Source organism: Heyndrickxia vini (assembly GCF_016772275.1).
GTDB classification, from domain to species: domain Bacteria; phylum Bacillota; class Bacilli; order Bacillales; family Bacillaceae_C; genus Heyndrickxia; species Heyndrickxia vini.
In genome coordinates, this window is sequence record NZ_CP065425.1 from 314,859 (window position 1) to 339,616 (window position 24,758).

Consider the following 24,758-nt stretch of genomic DNA (forward strand, 5'->3'; position numbering starts at 1 on the left):
TTTTTTAGTTGTTACTTTATATTTTTGAGAGTTTAAGATAAAAAGATGACTCCTCCTCGTTACAGCCAGGTTAAATTTGCACACAAAAAACCACAGAGGGATGTAATCCTCTGTGGTCGAACATGCGATCACAAATACACTCCTCTCCCAGAACGCTTACGAGGTTAGCTGTCGGATTCGGGTATGAGAGTAACCCTACCTTCAAAAAAAGGATTCACCCCAAGTGGCAATATTCGCCACAAAAGTGGTTCCCCCGCTTCTTACGAATTAAGCGATAAAAGTATGAAATAATTTATATTGAAATATTACTCCCGTCAAAAACAGTTGTAAAGAAGAATTTTTTTGAAGATTTTAGACGGAAAATTTCTTCGTTTTTTACTATTTTATCTTCTTCAAAACAACAAAGAGAAAGCAATGTTCACCATACGTCCATTTTTTGTTGCTTGAAAATGAAAAGATTTAGGATTAAAATAGCCGTAGAACTTATTGTGATTGTAATTATGAATGATTAATTACATTTAGGAGATGAAATAATGGGTAACTTAGGATTCGGAGAAATTATGTTAATTGTTGTTGTTGCTCTGTTAATTTTCGGACCATCTAAATTGCCTAAGCTTGGTAAAGCTGCGGGTGAAACATTAAGAGAATTTAAAAAGGGTATGAGAGGAATTATGGAAGACGATCCAAGCGAAAAGAAATAATTCTTATGACCAACTCGTTTTATTCCATTTGACAACCACAGGAGAACTGCCTGTGGTTTTTTGCTTTTTTCAATTATAGTAAGATATTTCTTTTATATATGAAGGAAATTGATTATTATAGTAGAAAAGCAGGTAATAGGGGTGTTTAAAATAAAAAGGAAGTTTTTAAATATTGGAATTGGGATTATTATCGTTCTAGTTATCATTTGGCTATTAAATCAAGTTAGTTTTGTATTTACCCCACTAGTTATTTTTATCCAAACCTTGTTTATTCCTTTTCTCATTTCAGGAATCTTATATTATTTGGCAAGACCGGTTGTGAGGCTGTTGGAAGGGTGGAAAGTTCCAAGAAAACTTGCGATTATGTTGATATTTGTCGTGTTAATTGGAATTGTTGTTACGGTTGTTGAATTAGTTGGACCATTATTACAAGACCAATTTAAACGGTTAATTGATAATGTGCCAGATATGGTAAAGGCAGCGCAGGATGCATTAAATTATTGGCAAAAAAATCAGGAATACATTCCTCAATTTGCAAAGGATATTATTGCTAATTTAACGACTAAATTACAAACGAATGCTTTATCGACGGGTGCAGTAGTCGCGAAGGTTTTAAGCAATGTATTCGGTTTTCTTTTCTCGCTTGTCATTGTACCGTTCATTTTGTTCTATATGTTAAGTGACCGCGATAAATTCGTGCCGAATGTCACTCGCTTTTTTCCAAAATCGAAAGAAAAAGAGATTCATTCTGTTTTACATGATATGGATAAGGCATTAGGCGGTTATATTCAGGGACAATTAATTGTAAGCTCTGTTGTAGGGATTCTCTTATTGATTGGCTATTTAATTATCGGATTGGATTATGCGCTAATTCTTGCTATATTCGGAATGGCGACGAATGTCATCCCGTTTCTTGGACCATTTATCGCGGCAACGCCGGCAATTATCGTCGCCTTCTTCCAAAATCCGATTATGGCCGTTTACGTTATTATTGTTATGTTTGTGGCTCAACAAATTGAAAGTAATCTCGTTTCTCCTCAAGTAATGGGGAAAACATTAAACGTACACCCGTTAACGATTATTTTACTCATTTTAGTTGGAGGAAACTTGGCTGGAGTATTAGGAATGATTTTGATTATTCCAACATACGCAGTGTTAAAAGTTGTTGTTTTACATATTTATCAATTGATACGTATAAGAAAAATAGAAGAGTAATAAAGAAAGAGCATCCCGTCAATAAAATGAGATGCTCTTTCTTTTAGTAAATTAATTTAAAATAATGATTTTTACGGTTTTCCGTCCCCATGCTTTGGCTTCTTTGCTTGAAGGTTTGAGTACGTCAATTCTATGACCAATAATGGCACTTCCAGTATCACCTGCGATCGCAACGCCATATCCTTCTACCCAAACTTTTTTGCCTAAAGGAATAACAGAAGGATCAACTGCGATTAATTTCATATTAGGATTCTTCTTTATGTTATATCCTAATGCAGTGACATTTCCTTTAGTATCCTCGTGACTATAAGCTGTAGCCGTTACATAAATTTCTTCACCTTTTTCAGGTTTCTCATAATTATCACTTTGAGCGGGCGTTTTCGCTTGTTTGACAATGATTGCTGCTCTTGCCTTAGCCGCTGCCTGTTCTTTTTTTATCGTATTTTGAATGGAATTCATCTGAGATTGAAGAGTGTCATTCTCATTTTTTGACTGCTTAATATCTTTTTCAATCATTGCATATTTAGACTGAATCTTTGTAATAGATACTTGTTTATCTTGTAAACTATTTTCTAGTTTTGCTTGAGTAGTAGCTAATGCATGCTGATCCTCTTTCATAACAGCTTCCTTTTTAGCAATTTCCTTTTTATCTTTTTCAATCTGTTTGAGATCCTTTTGTTGTTGCTCCAATATTTCATTATCAGCTCGTAATAACACAGCAACAGCACTGACACGATTTAAAAAATCCCCGATGCTATCAGAGCTTAATAATGTATCAATGATGATATTCGTGCGATCATTTTCTTGTAAAGCAACGAGCCGTTTTTTAATAACATCTTCTCTTACAAGAACTTTATCTTCTAACTTCACTATTTCTTCTTTTTTCTTTTCAATCTCATTATTTGTTTCGTTTATTTTATCTTTTAAACTACTTAACTCTTTTTGATTAGTAGAAATCTCTGATTGTAATGATTGCCATTGCTGTTGTAAAGTAGTCAGTTCTGTGTTTAAAGCTTCTTTTTCCTTTTCTTTTTCTTGGACGGCTTCCTTGTTTTGTTGCATCTTTTGTTTTACATTATGCAAGCTTTCTTGACTTGTTTCTGCATGGGCATTTATTGTCATGGGAATGAAGATAACACAAATTACAAGCATGACAATGGCTCGCCTAATTTTTTGCATAATACAACCCCTTTCTGCTGTATATATAGTTATAACATAAAAAAGAGTATATAAGATTACAAAACTATTAAATCGTTACTCGACTAATATCGTCGAAAATATATCATTTTCGTGGGTTTTTCATATTTTATTAGCGTAGGAAGTAAATATTTTTTTACCATAAAGAAGGAATTTTAGAGAATTAAGTCGAATATTTGATTATTATGGGGATTTAGAAGATTGTATAAAATAAAAATAATTAACATAGTCTAGGGAGAAGAAGATGCCCTATTTCTTAATTTATTGGGGGGGTTCGATTGATAACATTTCGAAATGTTAATAAGCATTATGGGTCATTTCATGTTTTAAAAGATATTAATCTTGAGGTCGATCAAGGTGAAGTAGTTGTAGTCATTGGTCCATCTGGATCAGGGAAAAGTACAATGCTGCGCTGCATCAACCGTTTGGAAACGATTTCGGACGGCGAACTCGTTGTAAGCGGTACAAGAGTAAATGATAAACAAACTGATATAAATGATTTACGCCGAAATATAGGAATGGTATTTCAACATTTTAATCTATATCCTCATAAGACTGTTTTACAAAATATCACTCTAGCTCCTATAAAAGTTCTTGGTGAGGATAAGAAGAAAGCCGAAGAAACAGCTATGTATTATCTAGAAAAGGTGGGGATCCCTGATAAAGCGAATTCCTATCCTTCTCAATTATCAGGCGGCCAACAACAAAGGGTAGCGATTGCTAGAGGATTGGCAATGAAACCTCAAGTGATGTTGTTTGATGAGCCAACTTCAGCATTAGACCCGGAAATGATTGGGGAAGTGCTTGAAGTAATGAAATCTTTGGCACAAGAGGGGATGACAATGGTTGTAGTCACACATGAAATGGGCTTTGCTAAAGAAGTGGCCAATCGTGTCGTTTTCATGGACGAAGGGCGAATTGTAGAGGAAGGCAAACCAGCTGACTTTTTTGCCAATCCACAAGCGGAGCGAGCTCAGCTCTTTTTAAAACGTGTGTTAAATCATTAAATATATAAGGGGGATAAGTAAATGAAGAAAATGAAAAAGTGGTTGTTCTTGGGGGTAGTGTTTACTTTAATCGCTGCATTAATGGCAGGCTGTGGCAAGTCATCGTCGGGGGATTCAAGTAAAAGTACATTAGATAAGATTAAAGATCGCGGAAAATTTGTTGTAGGTGTTAAATATGATACGTATTTATTTGGTTACAAAGACCCTAAAAGTGGTGAAGTAACTGGATTCGATATTGATATTGCTAAGGCGCTTGCAAAGAAAATCTTAGGTGATGAGAGCAAAGTAGAATTAGTTGAGATTACTTCTAAAACGCGTATTCCAAAGCTTAAAAATGGCGACATCGATGCAATCATCGCGACAATGACAATTACAGAAGATCGCAAAAAAGAAGTAAACTTCTCTGATATTTATTTTGACGCTGGTCAATCACTGCTTGTGAAAAAGGGAAGCTCAATTAAGAGTGTGGATGATTTGAAAAAAGGAACAAAAGTATTAGCAGTTAAAGGTGCTACTTCCGGAGAGAACGTGAAAAAAGCTGCTCCAGATACTGAGCTATTAGAATTCGAAAACTATGCAGAAGCTTTCACAGCATTGAAGTCTGGTAAAGGTGATGCACTTACAACTGACAACTCCATTCTATACGGTATGGCAGCACAAGACAGTAACTATGAAGTAGTTGGCGGAACATTTACAGAAGAGCCTTATGGAATCGCTGTTAAAAAGGATGATAAAGAATTCACTGATTACGTAAACAAATTTTTGAAAGAACTTAAAGACAGTGGAGAATACGACAAAATTAAAGAGAAGTGGATTAAAGAATAACTTTTTTGAATGGTGTCCAGCTCCAGCGCCTAGCCCCTCGAGGTCAAATAACCTTCGACAATTGAAGTTAAAGAGCAAACTTCATTTGTCGAAGAACATTTGCTTGTCGGGGCTGATCAAGGCGCTTGCGCTTTTCTTAGAGGATGGGCTTAGGCTTGTCCTCTTAAAAAATTAGCCTTGTTTTTAAAAAGGGAGGGAGATTATGCTTGATTTCTCCGTATTAACTAACTATTTTGATTTGTATTTGGATGGATTCCTTCAAACGATCAAGGTGAGTCTTATCGGCCTTATTGGTAGCTTTGTGTTAGGGGTAATTGTAGCAATTATGCGTATTGCTCCGTTTAAAATATTAAATTTTTTAGGTGCGTGCTTTGTTGAGTTTATAAGGAATATTCCACTTATTGTCATTTTGTTTTTCTTCTACCATGGACTAAGTTCAATATTTAATTTAAGCGGATTTGTAGCAGGAACGATTGCCCTTACAATTTATACTGCATCTTTTATAGCAGAAGCCGTTCGTGCAGGCATTCAATCTGTTGATAAAGGCCAGATGGAGGCAGCACGTTCATCAGGTCTAAATTATATTCAAACAATGAGATACATTATTTTGCCCCAGGCTGTGAAAATCGTCATCCCCCCAATAGGCAACCAATTTATTAATCTAGTTAAAAACTCATCCATTCTTGGGGTAGCAGCGGGATTAGAATTAATGTATTTTGGTGACTATATTGCTCAAAAAAACTATGCCATTTTTGATACTTATATTTTTGTAGGAATATTTTATTTAATATTAACCATCCCGTTAAGTTTATTTGTCAATTACTTAGAGAGAAGATTGGCAAAAAGCTATTAAAAGAGGGGGGATAAGAGATGGATTTTATAGGTGCGTACTCCAGTGGAAACATTAGCTATTTACTTAAAGGGTTCTTAGTTACACTAGAAGTTGCTTTTATTTCAATTATTTTAAGTTTTGTTATAGGGAGCCTTCTGGGAATATTTAGATATGCAAAAATACCTGTTTTCTCAAAAATAGTCGCTGTTCTTGTTGAGGCAATACGTAATCTGCCTCTAATATTAATTATCTTTTTTACTTATTTCGCACTGCCTGAAGTAGGAATTAAAATGGGGGTTATGACAGCTGCTATTGCTGCATTAACGATCTTTGAATCTGCGATGATATCAGAAATCGTTCGAAGTGGACTAAACTCTATTGAAAAAGGACAAATTGAGGCATCAAGATCTTCTGGATTAAATTACGTACAAACGATGTGGCATATCATTCTTCCACAAGCATTGAAAAGAATGATACCTCCATTAGTAAGTCAATTTATTTCATTGTTAAAAGATACTTCTTTAGCAGTAATTATTGCTTTACCAGAACTTCTTCATAATGCACAAGGTATCTATAGCGGTCCAAGAGGCGGGAATCAAATCATTCCAATTATTATAATGGTAGCACTAATGTATTTTGTTGTTAATTATGCATTATCATTATTATCACGAGCATTAGAGAAACGTTTGGATACAACTCACAAGAAGGGGAAAGGTAAAAATAAATTTCAAGGGAATAATCAAGAAGTATTACCAAGCAATTTATCATAAGGAGCTGCCTACTTAGGTAGCTTTTTTTGGCGCCTTTTCTATTGAATGAAGTCAACCGCTAAACCCAATAATTACGGATATAAAGAATTAGACAAATTATTAGAAACATAAAATTATAAAAAACATAAATTTTTTAGATAATATAGTATGAAAGTATGAGAAAATAAAGTAATATGGTGAGGTGTAGGTTGATTAAATTCGAGTGCTTGGGAGGAAAGCGATAAGATGGCAGAGTTCGTTGGCAGTTTTTTTCAAAAAAGGGGCGTAAAGCGTTTTATTATATTTGCTTTAATCGCGGTCATATTATATCTTTTGAGAAGTATGATGAATTTAATACTGCTAACATTTATTTTTGCGTTTCTAATGGATCGTCTATCAGTATTTGTTTCTAGGCGATTGCATGTAAACCGTAAATTAACAGTTGTTGTCCTATATGTTGCCATTGTCGGCCTATTATCGCTCGGTATAAGTAAATATTTGCCGGTACTCATCAATGAAATAACCCAACTAATCAAGCAACTGATTGAATTTTATTCCCAGCCGCAAGATAATGTAGTGGTGAACTATATTGTTGAGAAGATAGTAGAAAAAAATGAAATAACCAACTTTTTAAAGCAAGGATTTACGTTCCTTCTTGGATATTTCACTAATATAGGAAAATTGAGCATAGATGTATTTTTATCTCTCATACTAAGCATATTTTATCTATTGGAAAAAGAAAGGCTCACTGATTTCACAAAAAAATTCAAGGAGAGTAAAGTGTCTCCATTTTATGATGAGATTGAGTTTTTTAGCAAAAAATTCGCATTAACGTTTGGAAAGGTAATTGAAGCACAGTTTATTATTGCGATTGTAAATACGGTACTAACAACGATTGCTCTTTCTATCATGGGATTTCCGCAATTGTTTGGTTTAGCAATAATGATTTTCTTCCTAGGATTAATACCGGTAGCGGGGGTAATTATCTCACTTATTCCGCTTTGTTTCATAGCCTATAGTATAGGTGGGTTCATCCAAGTATTATATGTAGTGATTATTGTAGTAATTGTTCATGCTATTGAAGCATACGTATTAAATCCGAAATTAATGTCTTCAAAGACAAACCTTCCAGTATTCTATACATTTATTGTATTAATCTTTTCGGAGCACTTCTTTGGAGTGTGGGGCTTAATATTGGGAATTCCAGTTTTCGTATTCCTTTTAGATGTGCTAGATGTGAAAAATGAAAAGGTTAAAAAGGATAAATAGTATAAAGTGGCTTGACTTTGGATAAAAAAATTAGTATATTTTTAAAAAAATTATATATAAAAAACGTTGAAAAGGATTAGTAAAATGTGTCCGTCTTTTCTAGAGAGGAAACGGTTGGTGAAAAGTTTCTAAAGACTGCATTTGAACCTGCCTTGGAGTTCTGTATCGATCTTACTTAAGATACAAGCGGTTTACGCGAACCGTTATCAATAATGAAGTGTACAGCAATGCTGTAAATAAGGGTGGTACCACCAGACCTCGGTCCCTTTTTAGGGATCGAGGTCTTTTCGCGTTTAAAAAAATAGAAGGGAAGATGTTTTGTGGCAAAGGATAAAAAATTTGTTGAAGAGATTACCGCAATGGAAGATGATTTTGCGCAATGGTATACAGATGTTGTAAAAAAAGCTGATTTAGTTGATTATTCATCAGTAAGAGGATCAATGATTATCCGCCCATACGGCTTTGCCATTTGGGAAAATATCCGTGATGTATTAGACGGGAAAATTAAAGAAACAGGACATGAAAATATTTACATGCCTTTACTTATTCCTGAAAGCCTATTACAAAAGGAAAAAGATCATATTGAAGGTTTTGCACCTGAAGTTGCTTGGGTAACTCATGGGGGTTCAGAAGAATTAACAGAGCGCCTAGTCATCCGCCCAACATCAGAAGTTCTTTTTGGTGAACATTATGCCAATATTATTCACTCTTATCGTGATCTGCCTAAATTATATAATCAATGGGCGAATGTAGTTCGCTGGGAAAAAACAACAAGACCATTTTTACGCTCATTAGAGTTCTTATGGCAAGAAGGGCATACATGTCATGCTACAAGCGAAGATGCTCAGGAAGAAACAGCAAGAATGCTTGAGATGTATGCTGAAGTGTGTGAGAAATACCTTGCAATACCTGTACTTCGCGGTCGTAAAACTGATAAGGAAAAATTCGCTGGTGCAGTTCATACGTTAACGATTGAAAGTTTAATGCATGACGGAAAAGCATTACAATCCGGTACATCCCATTATTTGGGAACGGGATTTGCTGAAGCATTCGGTATCCAATTTACCGACAAAAATGGTGAACTACAAACCGTACACCAAACATCATGGGGAATAACGACAAGATTAATTGGTGCGTTAATTATGGTTCACGGTGATAATCGCGGGCTTGTTGTACCGCCAAAAGTTGCTCCAAAACAAGTGATGATTGTTCCGATTGCGCAACATAAAGAGGGCGTCCTTGATAAAGCATACGAGCTAAGAGATCAATTGAAGAAAGTAGTAAGAGTCGATATCGATGCAAGCGACAAAATGCCTGGCTGGAAATTCAATGAATCTGAAATGAAAGGAATCCCTGTTCGTCTAGAAGTGGGACCTAAAGATATTGAAAAAGGGCAAGTCGTTCTTGTTCGCCGTGACACAGGAGAAAAAGTCTTCGTTCCAATGACTGAACTTGAAACGAAAATTATAGAACTTCTTGAAGATATCCAAAATAATCTATTTGAAAAAGCAAAGGCTCATCGTGAAGAAAAAACAAGTGTTGCACGCAATATGGACGAATTCAAACAAGTACTTGTTGAAAATCCAGGCTTTATTAAAGCAATGTGGTGCGGCGATGTAGCTTGTGAAAACTTCATTAAAGATGAAACATCTGCAACATCCCGTTGTATTCCTTTTGAAGAAGAACAAGTTTCTGATACATGTGTATGCTGCGGCGGCGAAGCAAAGCATTTAGTCTACTGGGCAAAAGCATATTAATAATATGATAAAAAATGCAGATGGATGGTTCATCTGCATTTTTTTTTGATGGACCGATTGAAAAAGAGAGTGAACCGATCAAAAAGAGAAAGGGACCGATTAAAAAAGAGAGTGAACCAATCAAAAAATGGCGGACCTATCAAAAAAGGGAATGAACCGATCAAAAAAAGAAAGGAACCAATCAAGAAGAGGAGTGAACCGATCAAAAAAGAGAGTGAACCAATCAAAAGAAAGAGAACCGATCAAAAAAAGAAAGGGACCGATCAATAAGAAGAATGAACCAATCAAAGAGAGAAAGGGACCAATCAAAAAAGGGATCGAACCAATCGAAAAATGGCGGACCGATCAAAAAAAGGAGTGAACCGATCAAAAAGAGTAATTTACTTTTCGTTTAAATGCAATAACTATTTTTACTCCTCGGAGTATTTTTAAAACAAAATTGCCTAAAATATAGCAAGTTTCTACATGTAAGTAATCTAATCAAACGTTTGATTAAACATGAAAAAAGTTCAGTTATATCAGTTGAAAAGTTGAATAAGGATTTGCATATTATGTCGACGTAAGTGCTGTACTTCAAAAGTATTTCGACAGAAAAAGTCCCCGCATTTTTTTATGCAGAGACTTGATAGTACTCAATTAATTTTATTTGATAATTCTCTTTGCACCAACAAAGCGATCTTTCCAATATTTATCGGACATTTTTACGATTGTTACTCCTTTTGATGTCGCACCAATAAATTTACCGTCCCCTATATAAATGGCTACGAACGATACCTTTCCTTTTTTAGTTCCGGTAGCGTAATAGACTAGGTCACCATTTTGTAATTGGTTCAGTTTGACTGCTTTCCCTATTTTGTATTGATCAGCACTCGTTCTTGGGATCTTTAATTTGGTAGCCGCATTTTTGTAAACATATTGTGTATAGCCACTTGCATCAAAGCCTTTTGGAGTAGTGCCCCCCATTTTAAACTTTTCCCCTTCATAAAGCTTGGCAACTGACACTACTTCTTCCCCATAATTAATTGAAGCAGATGCTTTTGAAAATGGTACAAACAATAATGCTGTGGAAAGTGCAAAAATCGCTGCAATAATCACTAAAAACCTTGGTTTACGAATTGCTAGATTCATCCTCTTTTGCCCCCTAATTTTCTGTATATTTTTAAATACGATTCAATATATGAAGGTACTTTGGAAATGATTCTATAGTTTTAATTCATTCGCCATTCTATAAAACATAAAAAAACCTTAGCTCAAAATAAAAGCTAAGGTAATTCCTTATTCATTACAGCTGTTCATCGAAACCCATTTATCTGCCCAATGCTGTACCTCGTCAAGTACTGGAGTAATCGCATGGCCTTTTTCACTTAATCTGTATTCAATTCGAACTGGTGTTTCCGGGTACACATCGCGAATAACAATATTTTCGTTTTCCAATTCCTTTAATCGATCGGAAAGCATTTTTTGACTTATATGTGGAATTTGTTCAGCAATTTCATTAAAGCGCATCGGTTGTTTTTCCAGAACGCGGATAACCACCCCAATCCAACGTTTGCCTAATAACTGAAATGCCTTTTCAAATTTTGGACAAAGTCGTGAATTTTCCATATTGATACACCTCCTATATGGAACGAAGCATAACTTTTTTCCTATTTGCTATCTATTATACACCTTTTGTAAACTTACTAATAGTTAGTAAGTTTATTTTTGCAAAAAATTATTTTTACTTCTAGATTGATATTAAAATGGTGAAATATTTGTAATATATGCATGATTTCAATAAAAGGGGGTAATAAATAAAACAAGGAGATGATTAAAATGGCGAAATTAAATCGGGTAGTAATTGCAGGAATAGGAATTGCTGGTGTTTCGTTTCTTTCATCTAAGAACAATCGTGAGAAGGCACGGGTTATGTTGAATAATGTTAAGACGAAGGCGGATTCCTGGATGAAAAAGAAAAAGCATAATAAATCACCGATGACGAAGATTGGCCACTCCGATCCACACGATTTAGCTGATAATAAAATGGTCAGTGAAGGTGCTATGTACAGTGTTGATTATTATAATATGGTAGAACAAGAAGAATAGATTGGAGAGGGTTCGGTAATTATTACTGAACCCTTTCTTCATTAACCGGCTGGCCAAGTAATCCATAAAAAAACAAATTACCTAAATCAAGAAGGATGTCCATGTTATAGTTGGAAAAAAGCTCGGTACGATGTGTGAGTTCACTAAATGTTTGGATATAGATTAATATCGCATCTGTTGACATGTTGGCATTGACGTAGCCTTCGGTTCGCCCTTGTTCGATTAATTCCATGATTAAAGGAATTGCTTTATTATTTGCAAAATCATCGATAATGTTTTTTAACGAAGGATCACTTATTCCTTTAAGAAAATCTAAACTTAATGTTTTTGCCGTTTCCTTCTTATCGAATATCATTTTCTCTAACTTTTTAGGGAAAGGGATATCTACTTGAAGTAATTGCTTATATGTTTCTAATTCTTTATCCATATAGTCTGATAATACCTCTTTAAAAAGCTCTTCCTTACTTCCAAAGTAGTTATAAATTGTCACAGGGGAGACATTCGCTTTCTTGGCTATTTCCGCAATACTCACCTTTTCAATTCCGTAAATCATAAATAATTCTAAAGCCGCTTGTTGTATATACTCTTTCTTCTTTTCTGTTCTGCGCTTATATCCGTCCATTACTTTCACCTCTATTTTTTATGATACTAAATGTTTTGAAATGGAACAATAAATTTTATTCAAAACTTGTTGATTTTCGGTTTTTGTTGCTTTATTATGTAATCAATGAATTGTTTTTATACAAAACATATAAAAGAGGCGATGGAAATGGGAATACTAATAAATCATTTAACGAAAGTGTTTCCTAATGGGAAGGGGATTTTTGACTTAACTTTTGAGGTAAAACCTGGTGAAGTATTTGGTTTTTTAGGACCAAATGGTGCAGGGAAATCTACAACTATTCGACATCTCATGGGATTTATGAAGCCAAAGTCGGGTTCGACTAAAATTAATGGGTTGGACTGCTGGAGAAATAGTGCTGAAATACAAAAATCAGTCGGTTATCTTCCAGGTGAAATCGCCTTTTTAGATAATATTAATGGACTAGAACTTCTTGAATTATTAGCCGGCATGAGAGGGATGAAAGACGTTACAAGGAGAAATGAATTAATTGAAAAACTTCAATTCGATGTAAAAACGCCAATTCGTAAAATGTCAAAGGGGATGAAACAAAAAGTAGGAATTGTGGCGGCATTTATGCACGATCCTGACATTTTGATTTTAGACGAACCAACATCAGGTCTAGATCCACTGATGCAGAGCTTATTTGTTGAATTAGTATTAGAGGAAAAAGCAAAAGGAAAAACGATATTAATGTCATCCCATATGTTTCAAGAAATTGACCGAACTTGTGACCGAGTGGGGATTATAAAAGATGGAAGATTAGTTGCTGTCGAGGATGCTCAAAGTATGCAGGCAAAGCAACGTAAATTATTTGATATTGTCGTAGAAACGAAAAATGATATAGAGGCTTTCAAACACTCTGATATCGAGATTATAAGTATTGAAGGTCTTCGTTTAAGAGTGGCAATTCAAGGGGATTATAACCGGTTCATCCATGTATTGTCCCAATGCAAAATTAATCATTTAGATGTTCACTCTCAATCTTTGGAGGAAATATTCATGCACTACTATGATAAGGAGGAATCACTTTCATGAGTGCTGCACTGTTTAAAACGATGTTGAAGATGAATGGAAAGAGCATTTCTAGTTATGCATTTGGAGCAGCCTTTTATATGCTTCTTATTATTTGGATTTATCCTTCAATTGCAAAGTCGGACGCACTTGAGCAGCTTTTTAAAGAGATGCCGCAAAATTATTTAAGTGCTTTTGGATTTGATGGTGGAATGATCAATGATCTTAGTGGATTTCTTGCAGCTGAGTATTATGGTCTACTGTATTTAATCATTTTAATGATATTTAGTGTGGTTACGGCTACACAACTTATTGCTAGATTAGTAGATCGGGGTTCAATGGCTTATTTGCTGTCTACCCCTGCGTCTAGAGTAAGAATTGCTATTACGCAAAGTACGATATTGGTATTGGGTTTATTGGTTATTACGATATTTTCCATCCTTCCTGTCTTTATTGGTACGAAATGGATTATTGAAGATGCGAATATAAATAGTTGGAGATTTATAGAAATGAATATTGTTGGATTCCTCTTGTTTTTTGTAATTAGCGGCTATTCATTTTTATTTTCTTGTATGTTTAATGATGAAAAGAAAGCGTTAGCTGTTTCGGGTGGATTATCTATTATTTTTTTCGCAATCAATCTTGTAGCGAAAATGAGTACAGATTTTGAGTGGCTTAAGCATGTGACAATATTTTCTGCTTTCCAACCAACAGAAATTGCCAAAGGATCCGTAGATATTTTACCTGTTTCCCTTGCTTTAGGCGGCGCAGGCATCGTGTTATATGTTCTGGCAGTCATTATATTTAAAAAAAGGGATCTGCCTCTATAATCATTGGAACCGACCTGTTCATATGAATGGGTCCTTTTTAATATAAATTTTGGCTCTTTACATAATGATAGTTGTTTTTAGGAACATAGACCGTTACTTTCCGCTACAGGAACCTGCTTTCCGCCCGCCCCGCGGAAAGCGAGCACCCTGGAGCGGAAATCACCATCTTATTCATACTGAAAGCAACAAGTTTGCGAGGAATAGCCTAAATTTTAAAGGAATTTACTACGTCGCTAGCGAAAAGGAATACATACAAAATAACAAAGCAGGGATGGGGATGTAAATGAGTACGATAGTTAATCAATTAACAGGCTGGATTGATTATTTGAAAAATATTAAAGCAGAACAACATGAGGAGTTTTTCAAACCAATTGCTGAAGGGAAATGGTCCAAAGCAGCAATTATTGCCCATATCTTCTACTGGGATCGCTTCTTTTATGAAAAAAGACTGCCTGCAATGTTAGAGGGTGGAACGTTGCCTAGTATTGACGCAAGCTATGTTGAGGAAATGAATAATGAAGCCGATGAATATGCTCATTCGGGAATTCAGCTGTCCGACCTAATCAATAAAGCTATTAAACAAAGAGAGATACTTGTAGATTCATTAAAGGATCAGGATTTGTCACAGACCTTTATCATAAATGGAAATAAATATACTCTTGAATCTTATGTGAAAGGTGAAGTAGAACATGACCTACATCATTTAAAACAACTAAAAGGATAAAAAAGAGGAGCATGTATGGCTCCTCTAATGTAATAAATGCTGATAAATCCATGGGGAAAGACAAAATGACATAATTGCAGCTAATACCATACAAACGCTGGAGACAGCCCCAGTGGCATGGCTTAATTCTAATGCCTTTGATGTCCCGGCACCGTGTGAACTCGTACCTAGCAAAACCCCTCGTGCTATTTCACTTTTGAATCGAAAGAGGCGAATCATCCACGGTCCTAGAATCATTCCAATAATCCCGGTAATAATTACAAATACAGCAGTAATGGTGGGGATACCACCAATTTTTGTTGAAACACCCATAGCAATCGGTGTTGTAATTGAATAAGGAATAATGCTTATTGACAATGTTTTATTTAAATGGATTATGCCTGAAATTGTATACGACGCAAGAATGGACATAATCGAACCGAAAAATACACTAAATAGAATTTCACTCAAATATTTTTTTAAAATCGGATAAAAACGATAGAGTGGAATCGCTAATGCCACGGTTGCTGGTTGTAATAATTTCGTTAACCAAACGGCTCCGTGATTGTATGAATCATATGTTATATGGAAGAATACGAGCATTAATATAATCAAAAATGGGGCTACTAAAAGTGGTGAACAGTATATTTTTTTAGTTTTACTGTATCCCCATTTTGCTAGCCAATAAATACTAACGGTGAGAAGTATATACATAAGTGTCAACATGCTGAGTCTTTTTCTCCTTTCTTCGCGCCATTTTTTCTGCTAAAAAGCCGGAACATACCATGACAATCGTTGAACTAATAACAATGACAGCGAAAATTTTAAACCCATTTTCCATTAATAATTGTTTATATTGAAGGATGCCTACGGCTGAAGGAATGAAGAATAACAATAATTCCGCCACTAACCAATTTCCCCCGACTTCAATCCACTTCAACTTTATTACCTTTGTCTGTAATAAAATAAATAAAATAACCAATCCTAAAATACTGCCTGGAATGCTAAGATGCAGAAGTACGGAGAATTCTCCCATTAGATACGTAAAAACGGTTAGTATGATGATTTGAATGCATCCAATTAATAATTTTTTCATTTGTTTCTCCTCTTTTATGAAAAAAATTTCTATCTAAAGTGTACAGTGCATTTTTATATAGGTAAAATGAATATAAAGAATGATAGTCATTCTAAATAGTTATAAGAGGGTGCGGATGTATTGGATGTTCAGCATTTAAAATATTTTGTAGCAGTTGCTAAGGAAGGTAATTTCACAAAAGCAGCACAAAAGCTCTACGTTTCACAACCGACGATTAGTAAAATGGTGAAAAGTATTGAAGAAGAGCTCGGTGTTGTCCTTTTTGACCGTACAGGTAAACAGGCAAAACTAACGGACGCGGGGGAAGTTATTCTCGTTCAAGCACAAAATATTATTCGTTCATTCGAAAATCTTTCTTCAGAATTAGATGATTTAATGCAGTTAAAAAAGGGAAATATTCATATAGGATTACCGCCAATGGTTGGTTCTCGCTTTTTTCCTAAGGTTATTCAGGAATTTCACAAAAAGTATCCGCATATTACCGTGCAGCTTGTTGAGGATGGAGCAAAAAGAGTGGAAAGAGACGTTGGGAATGGTACGCTTGATTTAGGGGTTGTTGTTTTGCCGGTCAGTGAAGAAATCTTTCATACGTTTTCTTTTGTGAATGAAAATCTCATGCTACTTACTCACCCAGATCACCCTTTAAGTAAAAACAAATCAGTTTCACTTTCTGAATTGGAGCATGAGTCATTTATCTTGTTTGAAAAGGATTTTGCCCTACACGATCGGATCATTCGAGAATGCGTTCGTTCTGGTTTCCAGCCGAATATCATTTATGAAAGTTCACAGTGGGATTTTATTAGTGAAATGGTTATTGCCAATCTTGGGGTTGCTCTCCTGCCAGAAACGATTTGTAGACAAATAAATCAGAAACAAGTGTCGATTATTCCTCTTACCAATCCAGCTATCCCATGGAATCTAGGAATTATTTGGAGGAAAGACCGCTACCTATCCTTTGCAGCAAGAGAATGGATTCGATGTACCCAAATGTTTATGGAACAAAATAGATAAGAAGTTTGTAATGATAGAAACATACGTAGAAAGGAGATATTTTAAATGAAAAAAGATATGCAGCAATTTGATGAAGAAAAATTAACTAGTGAAATGCAGCGTTCGAGTAAGCATTATTCAGATGATAAATTTTGGGACAAGCTCAAAAAGTATGGTAAAAAGGCCGGAGGGGTAGTCGTCTATGCCGTTCTCTTATTGTACTACACATTACAAAAACCGACCGTTCCTAAGAAAACGAAGGTGTTTATTATCGGTGCATTAGGTTACTTTATTCTTCCAACCGATTTAATTCCCGATTTTCTGCCGGGAATTGGCTATGTAGACGATTTAGGTGCACTTGGCGCTGCAGTTTTCCAAATAGCTGCACATATAGATAAAGAAGTTAAGGCTAAAGCGAAAGATAAAGTGGTTCAATGGTTTGGTGATGAAGTTAACACGACGGTTATCGATGAAAAATTAGGACATTAAAAACGATGGATGTATTAAAATGGTACCTGTAGGTAGGACACTCGAAAAAAAGAGTGTTCAACCTGCAGGTATTTTTTATATACTTGAATTTCAGAATATGGGGATTAGAGGACAACATGAGTAAAATAACTTTTTCATCTAAAGAGATAAACACACTTCAGAAAAATCCAAATGTAAAGCGTGTCAGCGAAAAGTCTATTACCTATACAGACGAATTTAAAAATAGATTTATCGATGAATATCAAGCCGGCAAACTCCCTCGCCAGATCTTTGAGGAGAATGGCTTTGCTGCGGAGGTTATTGGCATAAAACGAATTGAACAATCAGCCTGTAGGTGGAAAAAAGCCTATGAAAAGAATGGCTTGATCGGGCTTACAGATTCAAGAAAAACAGCCTCCGGCAGACCTTTAAAACGGGAGCTAACACCGTCCGAAGTAATTGAGAGGCAAAGAGCCAGAATCGAGCTATTGGAAGGACAGGTAGAGCTGTTAAAAAAGCTAGAAACGACCGAAAGGAGGCTGCTAAACACAAACGAAAATCTAAATCCGAATAAGGCGTACCAATTGATCCGGGAAACTATTGAACAAAATGGTTTTAAGGGGATGACTGGGTATTTTTGTGATCTCCTGGGGGTATCCCGTTCGGGATATTACAGTTATCTGAAGGCATCCCCCATACGAGAAGCGAGAGAAAAACTTGACCTCGAAGCGAAAGAAATTATCTTAAAGGCCTTTGACCGTCGTGGATATAAGAAGGGGTCTCGCTCCATAAAAATGATTTTGGAGAATGATTTTAACATTGTCTTTAGCCGAAAAAAGATACAGAGAATCATGAGAAAATATGGAATCGTCTGCCCTCATAGAAGACCTAATCTTTATAAAAAAATTGCAAAAGCAACAATGGAGCATCAGGTTGTCCCGAATAAATTAAACAGGAAATTCAAGCAAGGAGTACCGGGAAAAGTTTTACTTACGGATATCACCTATTTGCCATATAGCGGTAAGTGTATGGCTTATTTGTCGACAGTAAAAGACGCTTCCACCAACGAAATCCTTGCTTACCATGTATCTGATCGAATCACACTAGACATCGCAACTCAGACGATCCATAAATTGATGACCAATAAGAAAGTTAAACTCTATGAAGATGCCTTTATCCACTCGGACCAAGGGAGCCATTACACAAGCCCGCGATACCAAAAGCTATTAAAGAAATACGGCCTAGGCCAATCCATGTCACGGAGAGGTAATTGTTGGGATAATGCCCCTCAGGAATCATTCTTTGGACATCATAAGGATGAGGTAGATTATAAATCGGCTAGAACATTGAAGGAATTGAAGTCAAAAATAAATCATTATATGGTTTACTATAACAATTACCGCTATCAATGGAATTTAAAGAAGATGACCCCCATTCAATACAGGAATCATCTTCTAACTGCTTAAACTCTTTTTTTATAGTGTCCTTGACATAGGTGCCAGTTTATATTCATCGTTTTTTTTTTTTTGTTTCCGGGGTAAGTAGTCCAGCTAATTGAGTCTTATAATATTCAGTAATAAGAGTTTTGACAGCGTATCCATAAAACTCACTATGTCTAACCTTCTTACTTACTTATTACCTATTTTGGGTAAGTGAGTAGTCTGGTTAGCTTATAAAAGAATCAATGAATAAAAATATTTGCTATTACTACCCGTAACTACGAAAACATTTTTTTGACTCCTAATTTACTAAAATCCAAGCATAATTATACATTTTTATTGAATGATTTGCGCAATGCTATTGATAAAAATAGGAATCCCTTTGGATTAAAATCTCTTTTAGGAAAAAGGGTGGATTTTTTTTTAGTGCTATAGTAATATTTACAATCTTCAGGAAATTATTATACCATAAAAGTGGGGTTTAACCCTTATTTTAACATTTTTAAAGGAGGGATTTGGATGGGACAATCAGCAGTACTTAAGATTAAAGACTTTTCCGACACAAACTCCGTTATACAACCAATCTTAATGGTATCAGAAGAGAGAGAAGCACTAAGGTTATCTGAAGTTGTCGAAATGTTTGAACAAAGATTCCAACATGAGAAACATTGCTGTAATTCATCTTCTGAACCTATAGAACATCTTTAGCATGAATGGACTCTCAAATTAACTTTTGAGAGTCCCAAGTTTAGCCAATAAAAACCGAGGTGAATAAATTGAATATAACAAAGTTTAAAAACGATATAAATATTATTAATGTTGAATTTAAAGATAGATTAGACAGAACTTTTACTATTGATGCTAGAATTAATGAACCTGTTGCAATGTTATTAAATAGAAATCATATACCTATTGATGCGGTTATTGTTAAAAGGAATGGTATAGTGATTGATGATTGGCAAGAGAGAATTGAAGCCGGTTACACATACAGTATAGAAATGGTGAGGGCTTATCACTTGCCCGACTTTTTGTCATTACTCAGACTTTGGAATACCAATGCTTACCAAGGTAAAATAAAAACAAGGGAAGATTCTTATTATACTAAAAGAATGTTTTTACACAATGATACTGATGGTGATTACACAGCTACTCAGACTTCGTTTAATAAAGAAGAATTTGTTAGTTATTTAGAAGAGACTTTTGTAGAAGGTATTTTACTGAATAATTTAATTGAAGACCAAGAAAATATTGGACTTGCCATGTCTGGTGGAAGAGATAGTCTTTCTCTTGGTTACTTCTTAAGTCGTACCAAGACAAAATTGCCGGAATTTCAAATAAAGTCAATTCATGTAGGAGCCTTTTCAAAGCCTGCTGAGACAAGATTTGCTCGAGAAATAGCTGAGAAATTTAACTTCAATTTCAGACTAGTTACTGATGATGAAGTAATAGAATTGTTCAATTTGAAAAAAACGCCGCATGAAGTTTTGGATTTTATAAAACATGACTTTAATAAATCTTACTCTATTGGTGCAACTCATATCATCATGAGGGCAGCAGTTGAAAACGCTGCAAAAGAACAAGGCATTAAAAAATTAGCCTATGGATTAATGACGGAAGATATAATGTCTTCTATTATTAAGGGTATATTTGTAGGTATGCCATTCAAAGGGCCTTTCAAAAATCAAATGGGTAATTTCGAGTTAGTATACCCTTTATGGCCAATATCTAAAAAGGAACTAACTCTTTACTTAGATGCAATTGTTCCTCATCACAATACACAAGGAAGCCCATCGGAATTTGAAAGAGGAGCATTATCACGTGATGTATATTATCTAATAACTGACACCTTAGAAAATATTCTACCGGGATTAGGTATGCAGCTATTTCAGGCACAAAAATCAACAAACACTTTTTTAACTCCATACACTTATCACGAATGCCAAAATTGTGGAGTGACCTACTCTTCATCATACAAACCCGAAATAGTTAGCAGCCAATTAAAAGAATATAAAGAAAATAATCCTGGGTTATGTGATCTATGTAATATTTTTGATGAACATAATTTAATAACAACTTGAAATCTATAAAGGATCCATTTATTTAGATATTATCTAGTAAGGTTTATAACAACCTTTACTACAACACTTTTTAGCTAGATGGATTATTAATACTACTAATTTTAAAAAAGTATTATTAATAGATTTTGTAAAGAGGGGATAACTTTAATGATTAAAGGCAATCGTAATGTTTTGTTAATTTTGGTTGCTACAAGTTTTAACTTTCTGGGGAATGGAATGCATTTAGTGGCAATATCATGGCTTATTTATGAAATTACAAAAAGTCCCTTATCTGTTGCCTTTTTGGTGACTCTTCAGTGGGTACCGGGAATAGTTTCCTCTTTTTTTACTGGATCTATAATTGATAATTTAAATAGAAAATATATATTAATATGTATGGATATTATTAGATGTATAACTGTCCTATCCTTACCAATATTATTTTATTCAACCGACTCTACAAAAGTGTGGGTTTTATATGCTGCTACTGTAATAATTACAATTTGTAGCAACTTCTTCCATCCGGCGCAAAAGGCTATACTAAAAGAGGTCATACCAGAGGATATATTTTTACGAGTAGTTAGTTTTAATTCCACTATTTTACAGTTAGGAGCAATTGTCGGTGCAGGCTCAGCAGGCTTTCTAATATCAATGTATTCTCCCTATGCTGTCTTTTTAATTGATTCCTGTACATTTTTAATTTCGGCAGTGTTATTGTCTTTTCTTCAATACAAAAGGTTATTAAAAAGAACAAACCATAAAGTAAGGCTTTCCTTTTATAAAGATTTAAAAATAGGTGCCTCTTACTTATTTCAAAGGAAAGTTTTGTTTACCCTTTATTTAATGGGGTTGATACCGTCTTTAGTAGTTAAAATAATTAACTCATTATTAAGTTCTTATACTGATACATCACTGCATATGGGTGTAAAAGAATATGGTATTTTGGACTCTGCTTTTGCAGTTGGAAGTGTTGTAACTGGTCTGTATTTGGTAGGTTTTGTTAAGAAGGGTGGTATGGAATCTACTTTCTACAATTACTCCTTTATCGGCATTGGTTTAAGTTTATTAATGCTTAGTATATTTCCTAATTATTATGTTGCAATAATAGGAATGGTAATATTAGGCGCAACGACCATGTTTGAAGTTGTTTCAAGAAGAACATTGGTAATGAAAAGTGTAGATGAGAATTATATGGGTAGGGTAGAAGGATTTTACTGGATGATTGTATCAAGTGTAACACCATTAGGTAACATTATTGCAAGTTTTATTGCAGATTTTACAGGTAGCAGAGCTGTCATATTGTCCTATGGATTAATCATGTTCATAATTTTTGTAACCCTATTTAAAGGAGGAAAGAGAAATTTTATAACTGAACTCACAAAAGAAGTGGATTTTAATACCATTAGAAAACAAAAACAAATCGAGAGCACAAATTAACTTTGAAAATTATATTAATTATTTTTTCTTTGATATACCTTTAAAAGTAATAAAGTAAGTTATTAACCTTTGCTTGAATCTTCAGAGTTATAAGGGACAGAAAAGACTACGATTAATATTTGTACTTTTCAATCTGTTTTTTTAAAATAAAATTCCTAAGAAAATTGTAGTGTCCCTTTTTGAATTTTTCCAAATATATTAGGATTTAGAGGTGAATAATGAAATATCAAATCCGTGAGGCTAATTTAAGTGATTATCAGAAAATTCAGCCGATACATAAAGAAGTTCATGACTTGCATGTTAACGGTAGACCTGATAAGTACAAACCATCAAATAATACTTTGGATTTTGACTATTTTAAATCATTGGTTTATGACAATAACTCTATAGTTTACATTATTGAAAGTGATGGGAAAATCATAGCCTTTACTTTCTTAAGAAAATATGAAGCAGCAGAGCGTGATACAATCGTAAAAAATACCTACGTTTTTATGGAAGACTTCGGTGTGGCAGGAAGCTTTAGAGGAGAAGGTTTTGGTAAATTACTTTTTAATAAAGCTATTGAGTTTGCAAAAAAAATAGGTGCAGTAAGTTTAGAACTCGGTGTGTGGGAATTTAATCGTCAGGCTATTAAGTTTTATGAAGCAATGGGGATGAAAACTCAAGCAAGAAAAATGGAAATTGAAATTTAAAAAAATGATTTTTGTTGAAATTGACTTTTATTTTTCTTTAGTCTAATAATAGCATAATCTTAGCTTAAATTTAAATATAGTAATCTTAATAAGAAAAGGATTTAGAAATACTTTTAGTGGAGTTTATATGGCTCCATTTTTTTCTGTGTAAATAAAATATGTGGGAATTTAATTGATATATACTGTAGGTAATTATCTACGAAAGGTGAGAGGTGAACATAGGGGAACTCACAAGGCGAATTCCAAAATAGTTATTTATGGGGAGAATTACCATAAAAGCGCACGTGAAAATTACTTTCTATAGCATTATCCAGCAAAAAAATTAGAAAAAAAACCTCTGCATTGAATAACTTTCTTTCATTGCTACAGCGTTGATTTGAAATTTTACAAGTTACTTATTAGATATCTAGATAAATAGGTGATTTCTTCTTCCTATTATATCTTTGACGAAATTAGTAATCATCAATTAAATGAAACTAAATCTATTGAAGATACGTTATAATAGTTGTATCCATAATTTTAAATTGTGGATGGTTAAACTATTTTTGGAGGACATGATGAGCGATTTTATTCAATCAATCTTAACCTTTTTGACGGATCTCGGTTATTTCGGTGTAGCACTAGGACTAATGATTGAAATTATTCCGAGTGAAATTGTGTTAGCGTATGCGGGCTATCTTGTATCGCAAGGACATATTAATTTTGTCGGTGCGGTCATCGCTGGTGTTATCGGTGGAACGATTGCGCAAATTTTCGTTTACTGGATTGGTGCGTATGGAGGAAGACCTTTCTTGAAAAAATACGGGAAATATATTTTTATCCATGAGAAGCATATTGATATTGCTGAAAAATGGTTTAATAAATATGGATCCGGCGTAATTTTTACAGCACGTTTTATACCAGTCGTGCGTCATGCCATTTCAATCCCAGCAGGTATTACGAAAATGTCGTTGAAAAAATTCACTATATATACGACATTAGCCATTATCCCGTGGTCGATCTTGTTTGTTGCTTTAGGGGACCAGCTATCATCAAATTGGAAGCATGTAGATGAATTTGCCAAACCATATATACAACCTGCTATGATCATTGCAATTGGATTGATTGTTTTATATTTTATTTATAAAATGTTTAAAAAAAAATAACAAAAGAAAGAATAGAATGTCTGAATCAATTAAGATTTAGGCATTTTTTTTAACCGAATTAAAGGGGAATTTAAGATGGAGGATGAAATATTTACATATGACATTAAAAGGAGTGAAGAAATATGAATTCATCAAAATTACGTGATCTATTATTATCAGAATTATACATCGCTGTTCGAACAACAAAGGAATTGCTGAAGAAAGTGTCTGAGGAGGATTTTTCCTATCAGCCAACTGAAAAGATGCGCACCTTATTGGAGCAAGCAAACCATTTAGTACAAATCCCTTTCGTTGATATCGCAATTGGACAAGAAAAAACAGAAGCTGAAATTAGACAACTTGAAAAAGAGTTATATTCGACCGATGTTATCAAACTTGGCGATGTAATGGAAAGAGGATTCCAAGAGTTAAAAGCGTATTATGAATCGCTTTCTGAAGAAGACTTTTTAGAAAAGGTAACGAAACCATTTTATTTTTCGCCTGATATGGCAGGGCATACGCAAGCGAAATGGTTGATTGAAACAACTACACATGCATTTCACCATCGCGGGCAATTTTTTAATTATTTAAAAGAGCTTGGTAAAGAAGTAAATATGTTTGATTTATATTAATGGAAAAATCCGTTGCA

At 34.5% G+C, this 24,758-nt stretch carries 28 protein-coding genes, 1 riboswitch and 1 other annotated feature; of the genes, 22 read left to right on the top strand and 6 right to left on the bottom strand.

All coding sequences use genetic code 11. The features are described 5' to 3' along the window. Positions 1-137: 137 nt before the first annotated feature. Positions 138-284: riboswitch (cyclic di-AMP (ydaO/yuaA leader) on the bottom strand. 249 nt (positions 285-533) lie between these two features. Together I5776_RS01685 and I5776_RS01690 are read left to right on the top strand one after the other, a co-directional pair. Beyond that, positions 534-701, top strand: coding sequence for a twin-arginine translocase TatA/TatE family subunit (locus tag I5776_RS01685; RefSeq protein ID WP_202778687.1), 168 nt, complete (start codon positions 534-536; stop codon positions 699-701). 141 nt (positions 702-842) lie between these two features. Continuing rightward, a complete protein-coding gene (locus I5776_RS01690; RefSeq protein WP_246483874.1) occupies positions 843-1,916 on the top strand; it encodes an AI-2E family transporter in 1,074 nt (357 codons plus the stop codon). 51 nt (positions 1,917-1,967) lie between these two features. On the opposite strand, the gene I5776_RS01695 is transcribed toward I5776_RS01690, so the two are convergent. After that, positions 1,968-3,095, bottom strand: coding sequence for a 3D domain-containing protein (locus I5776_RS01695; RefSeq protein ID WP_246483875.1), 1,128 nt, complete (start codon positions 3,093-3,095; stop codon positions 1,968-1,970). 296 nt (positions 3,096-3,391) lie between these two features. Here I5776_RS01695 and I5776_RS01700 point away from each other — a divergent pair, with 296 nt between their 5' ends. From I5776_RS01700 to I5776_RS01730, 7 genes are all read left to right on the top strand, one after another. Further along, entirely contained in the window at positions 3,392-4,120 is a 729-nt protein-coding gene (locus I5776_RS01700; RefSeq protein WP_202778688.1) for an amino acid ABC transporter ATP-binding protein, read from the top strand. A 21-nt stretch (positions 4,121-4,141) separates the two neighbouring features. After that, complete coding sequence (locus I5776_RS01705; RefSeq protein WP_202778689.1) at positions 4,142-4,945, top strand: transporter substrate-binding domain-containing protein; 804 nt, start codon at positions 4,142-4,144, stop codon at positions 4,943-4,945. Between the two features lie 202 nt (positions 4,946-5,147). Beyond that, positions 5,148-5,798 (top strand): amino acid ABC transporter permease, encoded by a 651-nt coding sequence (locus tag I5776_RS01710; RefSeq protein WP_202778690.1) that lies wholly within the window; start codon positions 5,148-5,150, stop codon positions 5,796-5,798. Positions 5,799-5,815: 17 nt separating this feature from the next. After that, a complete protein-coding gene (locus tag I5776_RS01715; RefSeq protein WP_202778691.1) occupies positions 5,816-6,547 on the top strand; it encodes an amino acid ABC transporter permease in 732 nt (243 codons plus the stop codon). 225 nt (positions 6,548-6,772) lie between these two features. After that, positions 6,773-7,795 carry an AI-2E family transporter gene (locus I5776_RS01720; protein WP_202778692.1) on the top strand — a complete coding sequence of 341 codons (1,023 nt, stop codon included), beginning with the start codon at positions 6,773-6,775 and terminating at the stop codon, positions 7,793-7,795. Positions 7,796-7,852: 57 nt separating this feature from the next. Then, positions 7,853-8,065 (top strand) — a binding site (T-box leader). Between the two features lie 89 nt (positions 8,066-8,154). Beyond that, positions 8,155-9,552: a proline--tRNA ligase gene (gene proS, locus I5776_RS01725; protein ID WP_213085697.1), complete on the top strand. Its 1,398-nt coding sequence runs from the start codon at positions 8,155-8,157 to the stop codon at positions 9,550-9,552. 151 nt (positions 9,553-9,703) lie between these two features. Continuing rightward, positions 9,704-9,913 (top strand): hypothetical protein, encoded by a 210-nt coding sequence (locus tag I5776_RS01730; RefSeq protein WP_202778694.1) that lies wholly within the window; start codon positions 9,704-9,706, stop codon positions 9,911-9,913. A gap of 281 nt (positions 9,914-10,194) precedes the next feature. Here I5776_RS01730 and I5776_RS01735 read toward each other — a convergent pair whose 3' ends face one another. Together I5776_RS01735 and I5776_RS01740 are read right to left on the bottom strand one after the other, a co-directional pair. After that, complete coding sequence (locus tag I5776_RS01735) at positions 10,195-10,680, bottom strand: C40 family peptidase (protein ID WP_202778695.1); 486 nt, start codon at positions 10,678-10,680, stop codon at positions 10,195-10,197. 147 nt (positions 10,681-10,827) lie between these two features. Then, the gene (locus I5776_RS01740) at positions 10,828-11,157 is read right to left on the bottom strand and encodes a winged helix-turn-helix transcriptional regulator (RefSeq protein ID WP_202778696.1); all 330 of its coding nucleotides are present in this window, start codon (positions 11,155-11,157) and stop codon (positions 10,828-10,830) included. Positions 11,158-11,367: 210 nt separating this feature from the next. On the opposite strand from I5776_RS01740, the gene I5776_RS01745 reads away from it, so the two are divergent. Further along, a complete protein-coding gene (locus I5776_RS01745) occupies positions 11,368-11,637 on the top strand; it encodes a hypothetical protein (RefSeq protein ID WP_202778697.1) in 270 nt (89 codons plus the stop codon). Between the two features lie 22 nt (positions 11,638-11,659). Here I5776_RS01745 and I5776_RS01750 read toward each other — a convergent pair whose 3' ends face one another. Then, complete coding sequence (locus I5776_RS01750; RefSeq protein ID WP_202778698.1) at positions 11,660-12,259, bottom strand: TetR/AcrR family transcriptional regulator; 600 nt, start codon at positions 12,257-12,259, stop codon at positions 11,660-11,662. A gap of 147 nt (positions 12,260-12,406) precedes the next feature. On the opposite strand from I5776_RS01750, the gene I5776_RS01755 reads away from it, so the two are divergent. From I5776_RS01755 to I5776_RS01765, 3 genes are all read left to right on the top strand, one after another. After that, a complete protein-coding gene (locus tag I5776_RS01755; RefSeq protein ID WP_202778699.1) occupies positions 12,407-13,297 on the top strand; it encodes an ABC transporter ATP-binding protein in 891 nt (296 codons plus the stop codon). Beyond that, positions 13,294-14,103, top strand: a complete 810-nt coding sequence (locus I5776_RS01760; protein ID WP_202778700.1) for an ABC transporter permease subunit — start codon at positions 13,294-13,296, stop codon at positions 14,101-14,103. The genes I5776_RS01755 and I5776_RS01760 overlap by 4 nt, the downstream gene beginning before the upstream one ends. A 283-nt stretch (positions 14,104-14,386) precedes the next feature. After that, positions 14,387-14,827, top strand: a complete 441-nt coding sequence (locus I5776_RS01765) for a DinB family protein (RefSeq protein ID WP_202778701.1) — start codon at positions 14,387-14,389, stop codon at positions 14,825-14,827. A gap of 24 nt (positions 14,828-14,851) precedes the next feature. Here I5776_RS01765 and I5776_RS01770 read toward each other — a convergent pair whose 3' ends face one another. Next, complete coding sequence (locus tag I5776_RS01770) at positions 14,852-15,532, bottom strand: LrgB family protein (RefSeq protein WP_202778702.1); 681 nt, start codon at positions 15,530-15,532, stop codon at positions 14,852-14,854. Further along, complete coding sequence (locus I5776_RS01775) at positions 15,498-15,902, bottom strand: CidA/LrgA family protein (RefSeq protein WP_202778703.1); 405 nt, start codon at positions 15,900-15,902, stop codon at positions 15,498-15,500. Before I5776_RS01775 ends, I5776_RS01770 begins: the two co-directional genes overlap by 35 nt. A 120-nt stretch (positions 15,903-16,022) precedes the next feature. Between I5776_RS01775 and cidR the strand changes: the two genes are divergently transcribed. From cidR to I5776_RS01820, 9 genes are all read left to right on the top strand, one after another. Beyond that, the gene (cidR, locus tag I5776_RS01780) at positions 16,023-16,913 is read left to right on the top strand and encodes a cidABC operon transcriptional activator CidR (protein ID WP_202778704.1); all 891 of its coding nucleotides are present in this window, start codon (positions 16,023-16,025) and stop codon (positions 16,911-16,913) included. 45 nt (positions 16,914-16,958) lie between these two features. Further along, positions 16,959-17,381, top strand: a complete 423-nt coding sequence (locus I5776_RS01785) for a YkvA family protein (RefSeq protein WP_246483876.1) — start codon at positions 16,959-16,961, stop codon at positions 17,379-17,381. 116 nt (positions 17,382-17,497) lie between these two features. Then, positions 17,498-18,826 (top strand): IS3 family transposase, encoded by a 1,329-nt coding sequence (locus tag I5776_RS01790; RefSeq protein WP_202778705.1) that lies wholly within the window; start codon positions 17,498-17,500, stop codon positions 18,824-18,826. Positions 18,827-19,318: 492 nt separating this feature from the next. Then, positions 19,319-19,507 (top strand): hypothetical protein, encoded by a 189-nt coding sequence (locus I5776_RS01795; protein WP_202778706.1) that lies wholly within the window; start codon positions 19,319-19,321, stop codon positions 19,505-19,507. 68 nt (positions 19,508-19,575) lie between these two features. Beyond that, positions 19,576-20,877 (top strand): tRNA lysidine(34) synthetase, encoded by a 1,302-nt coding sequence (locus tag I5776_RS01800; RefSeq protein ID WP_202778707.1) that lies wholly within the window; start codon positions 19,576-19,578, stop codon positions 20,875-20,877. Between the two features lie 147 nt (positions 20,878-21,024). Further along, positions 21,025-22,293, top strand: coding sequence for an MFS transporter (locus tag I5776_RS01805; protein WP_202778708.1), 1,269 nt, complete (start codon positions 21,025-21,027; stop codon positions 22,291-22,293). 218 nt (positions 22,294-22,511) lie between these two features. After that, positions 22,512-22,985 (top strand): GNAT family N-acetyltransferase, encoded by a 474-nt coding sequence (locus tag I5776_RS01810; RefSeq protein WP_202778709.1) that lies wholly within the window; start codon positions 22,512-22,514, stop codon positions 22,983-22,985. Between the two features lie 557 nt (positions 22,986-23,542). After that, the gene (gene uptA / locus I5776_RS01815) at positions 23,543-24,130 is read left to right on the top strand and encodes an undecaprenyl phosphate transporter UptA (RefSeq protein WP_202778710.1); all 588 of its coding nucleotides are present in this window, start codon (positions 23,543-23,545) and stop codon (positions 24,128-24,130) included. 122 nt (positions 24,131-24,252) lie between these two features. Beyond that, entirely contained in the window at positions 24,253-24,741 is a 489-nt protein-coding gene (locus tag I5776_RS01820) for a DinB family protein (protein ID WP_202778711.1), read from the top strand. Positions 24,742-24,758: the final 17 nt, after the last annotated feature.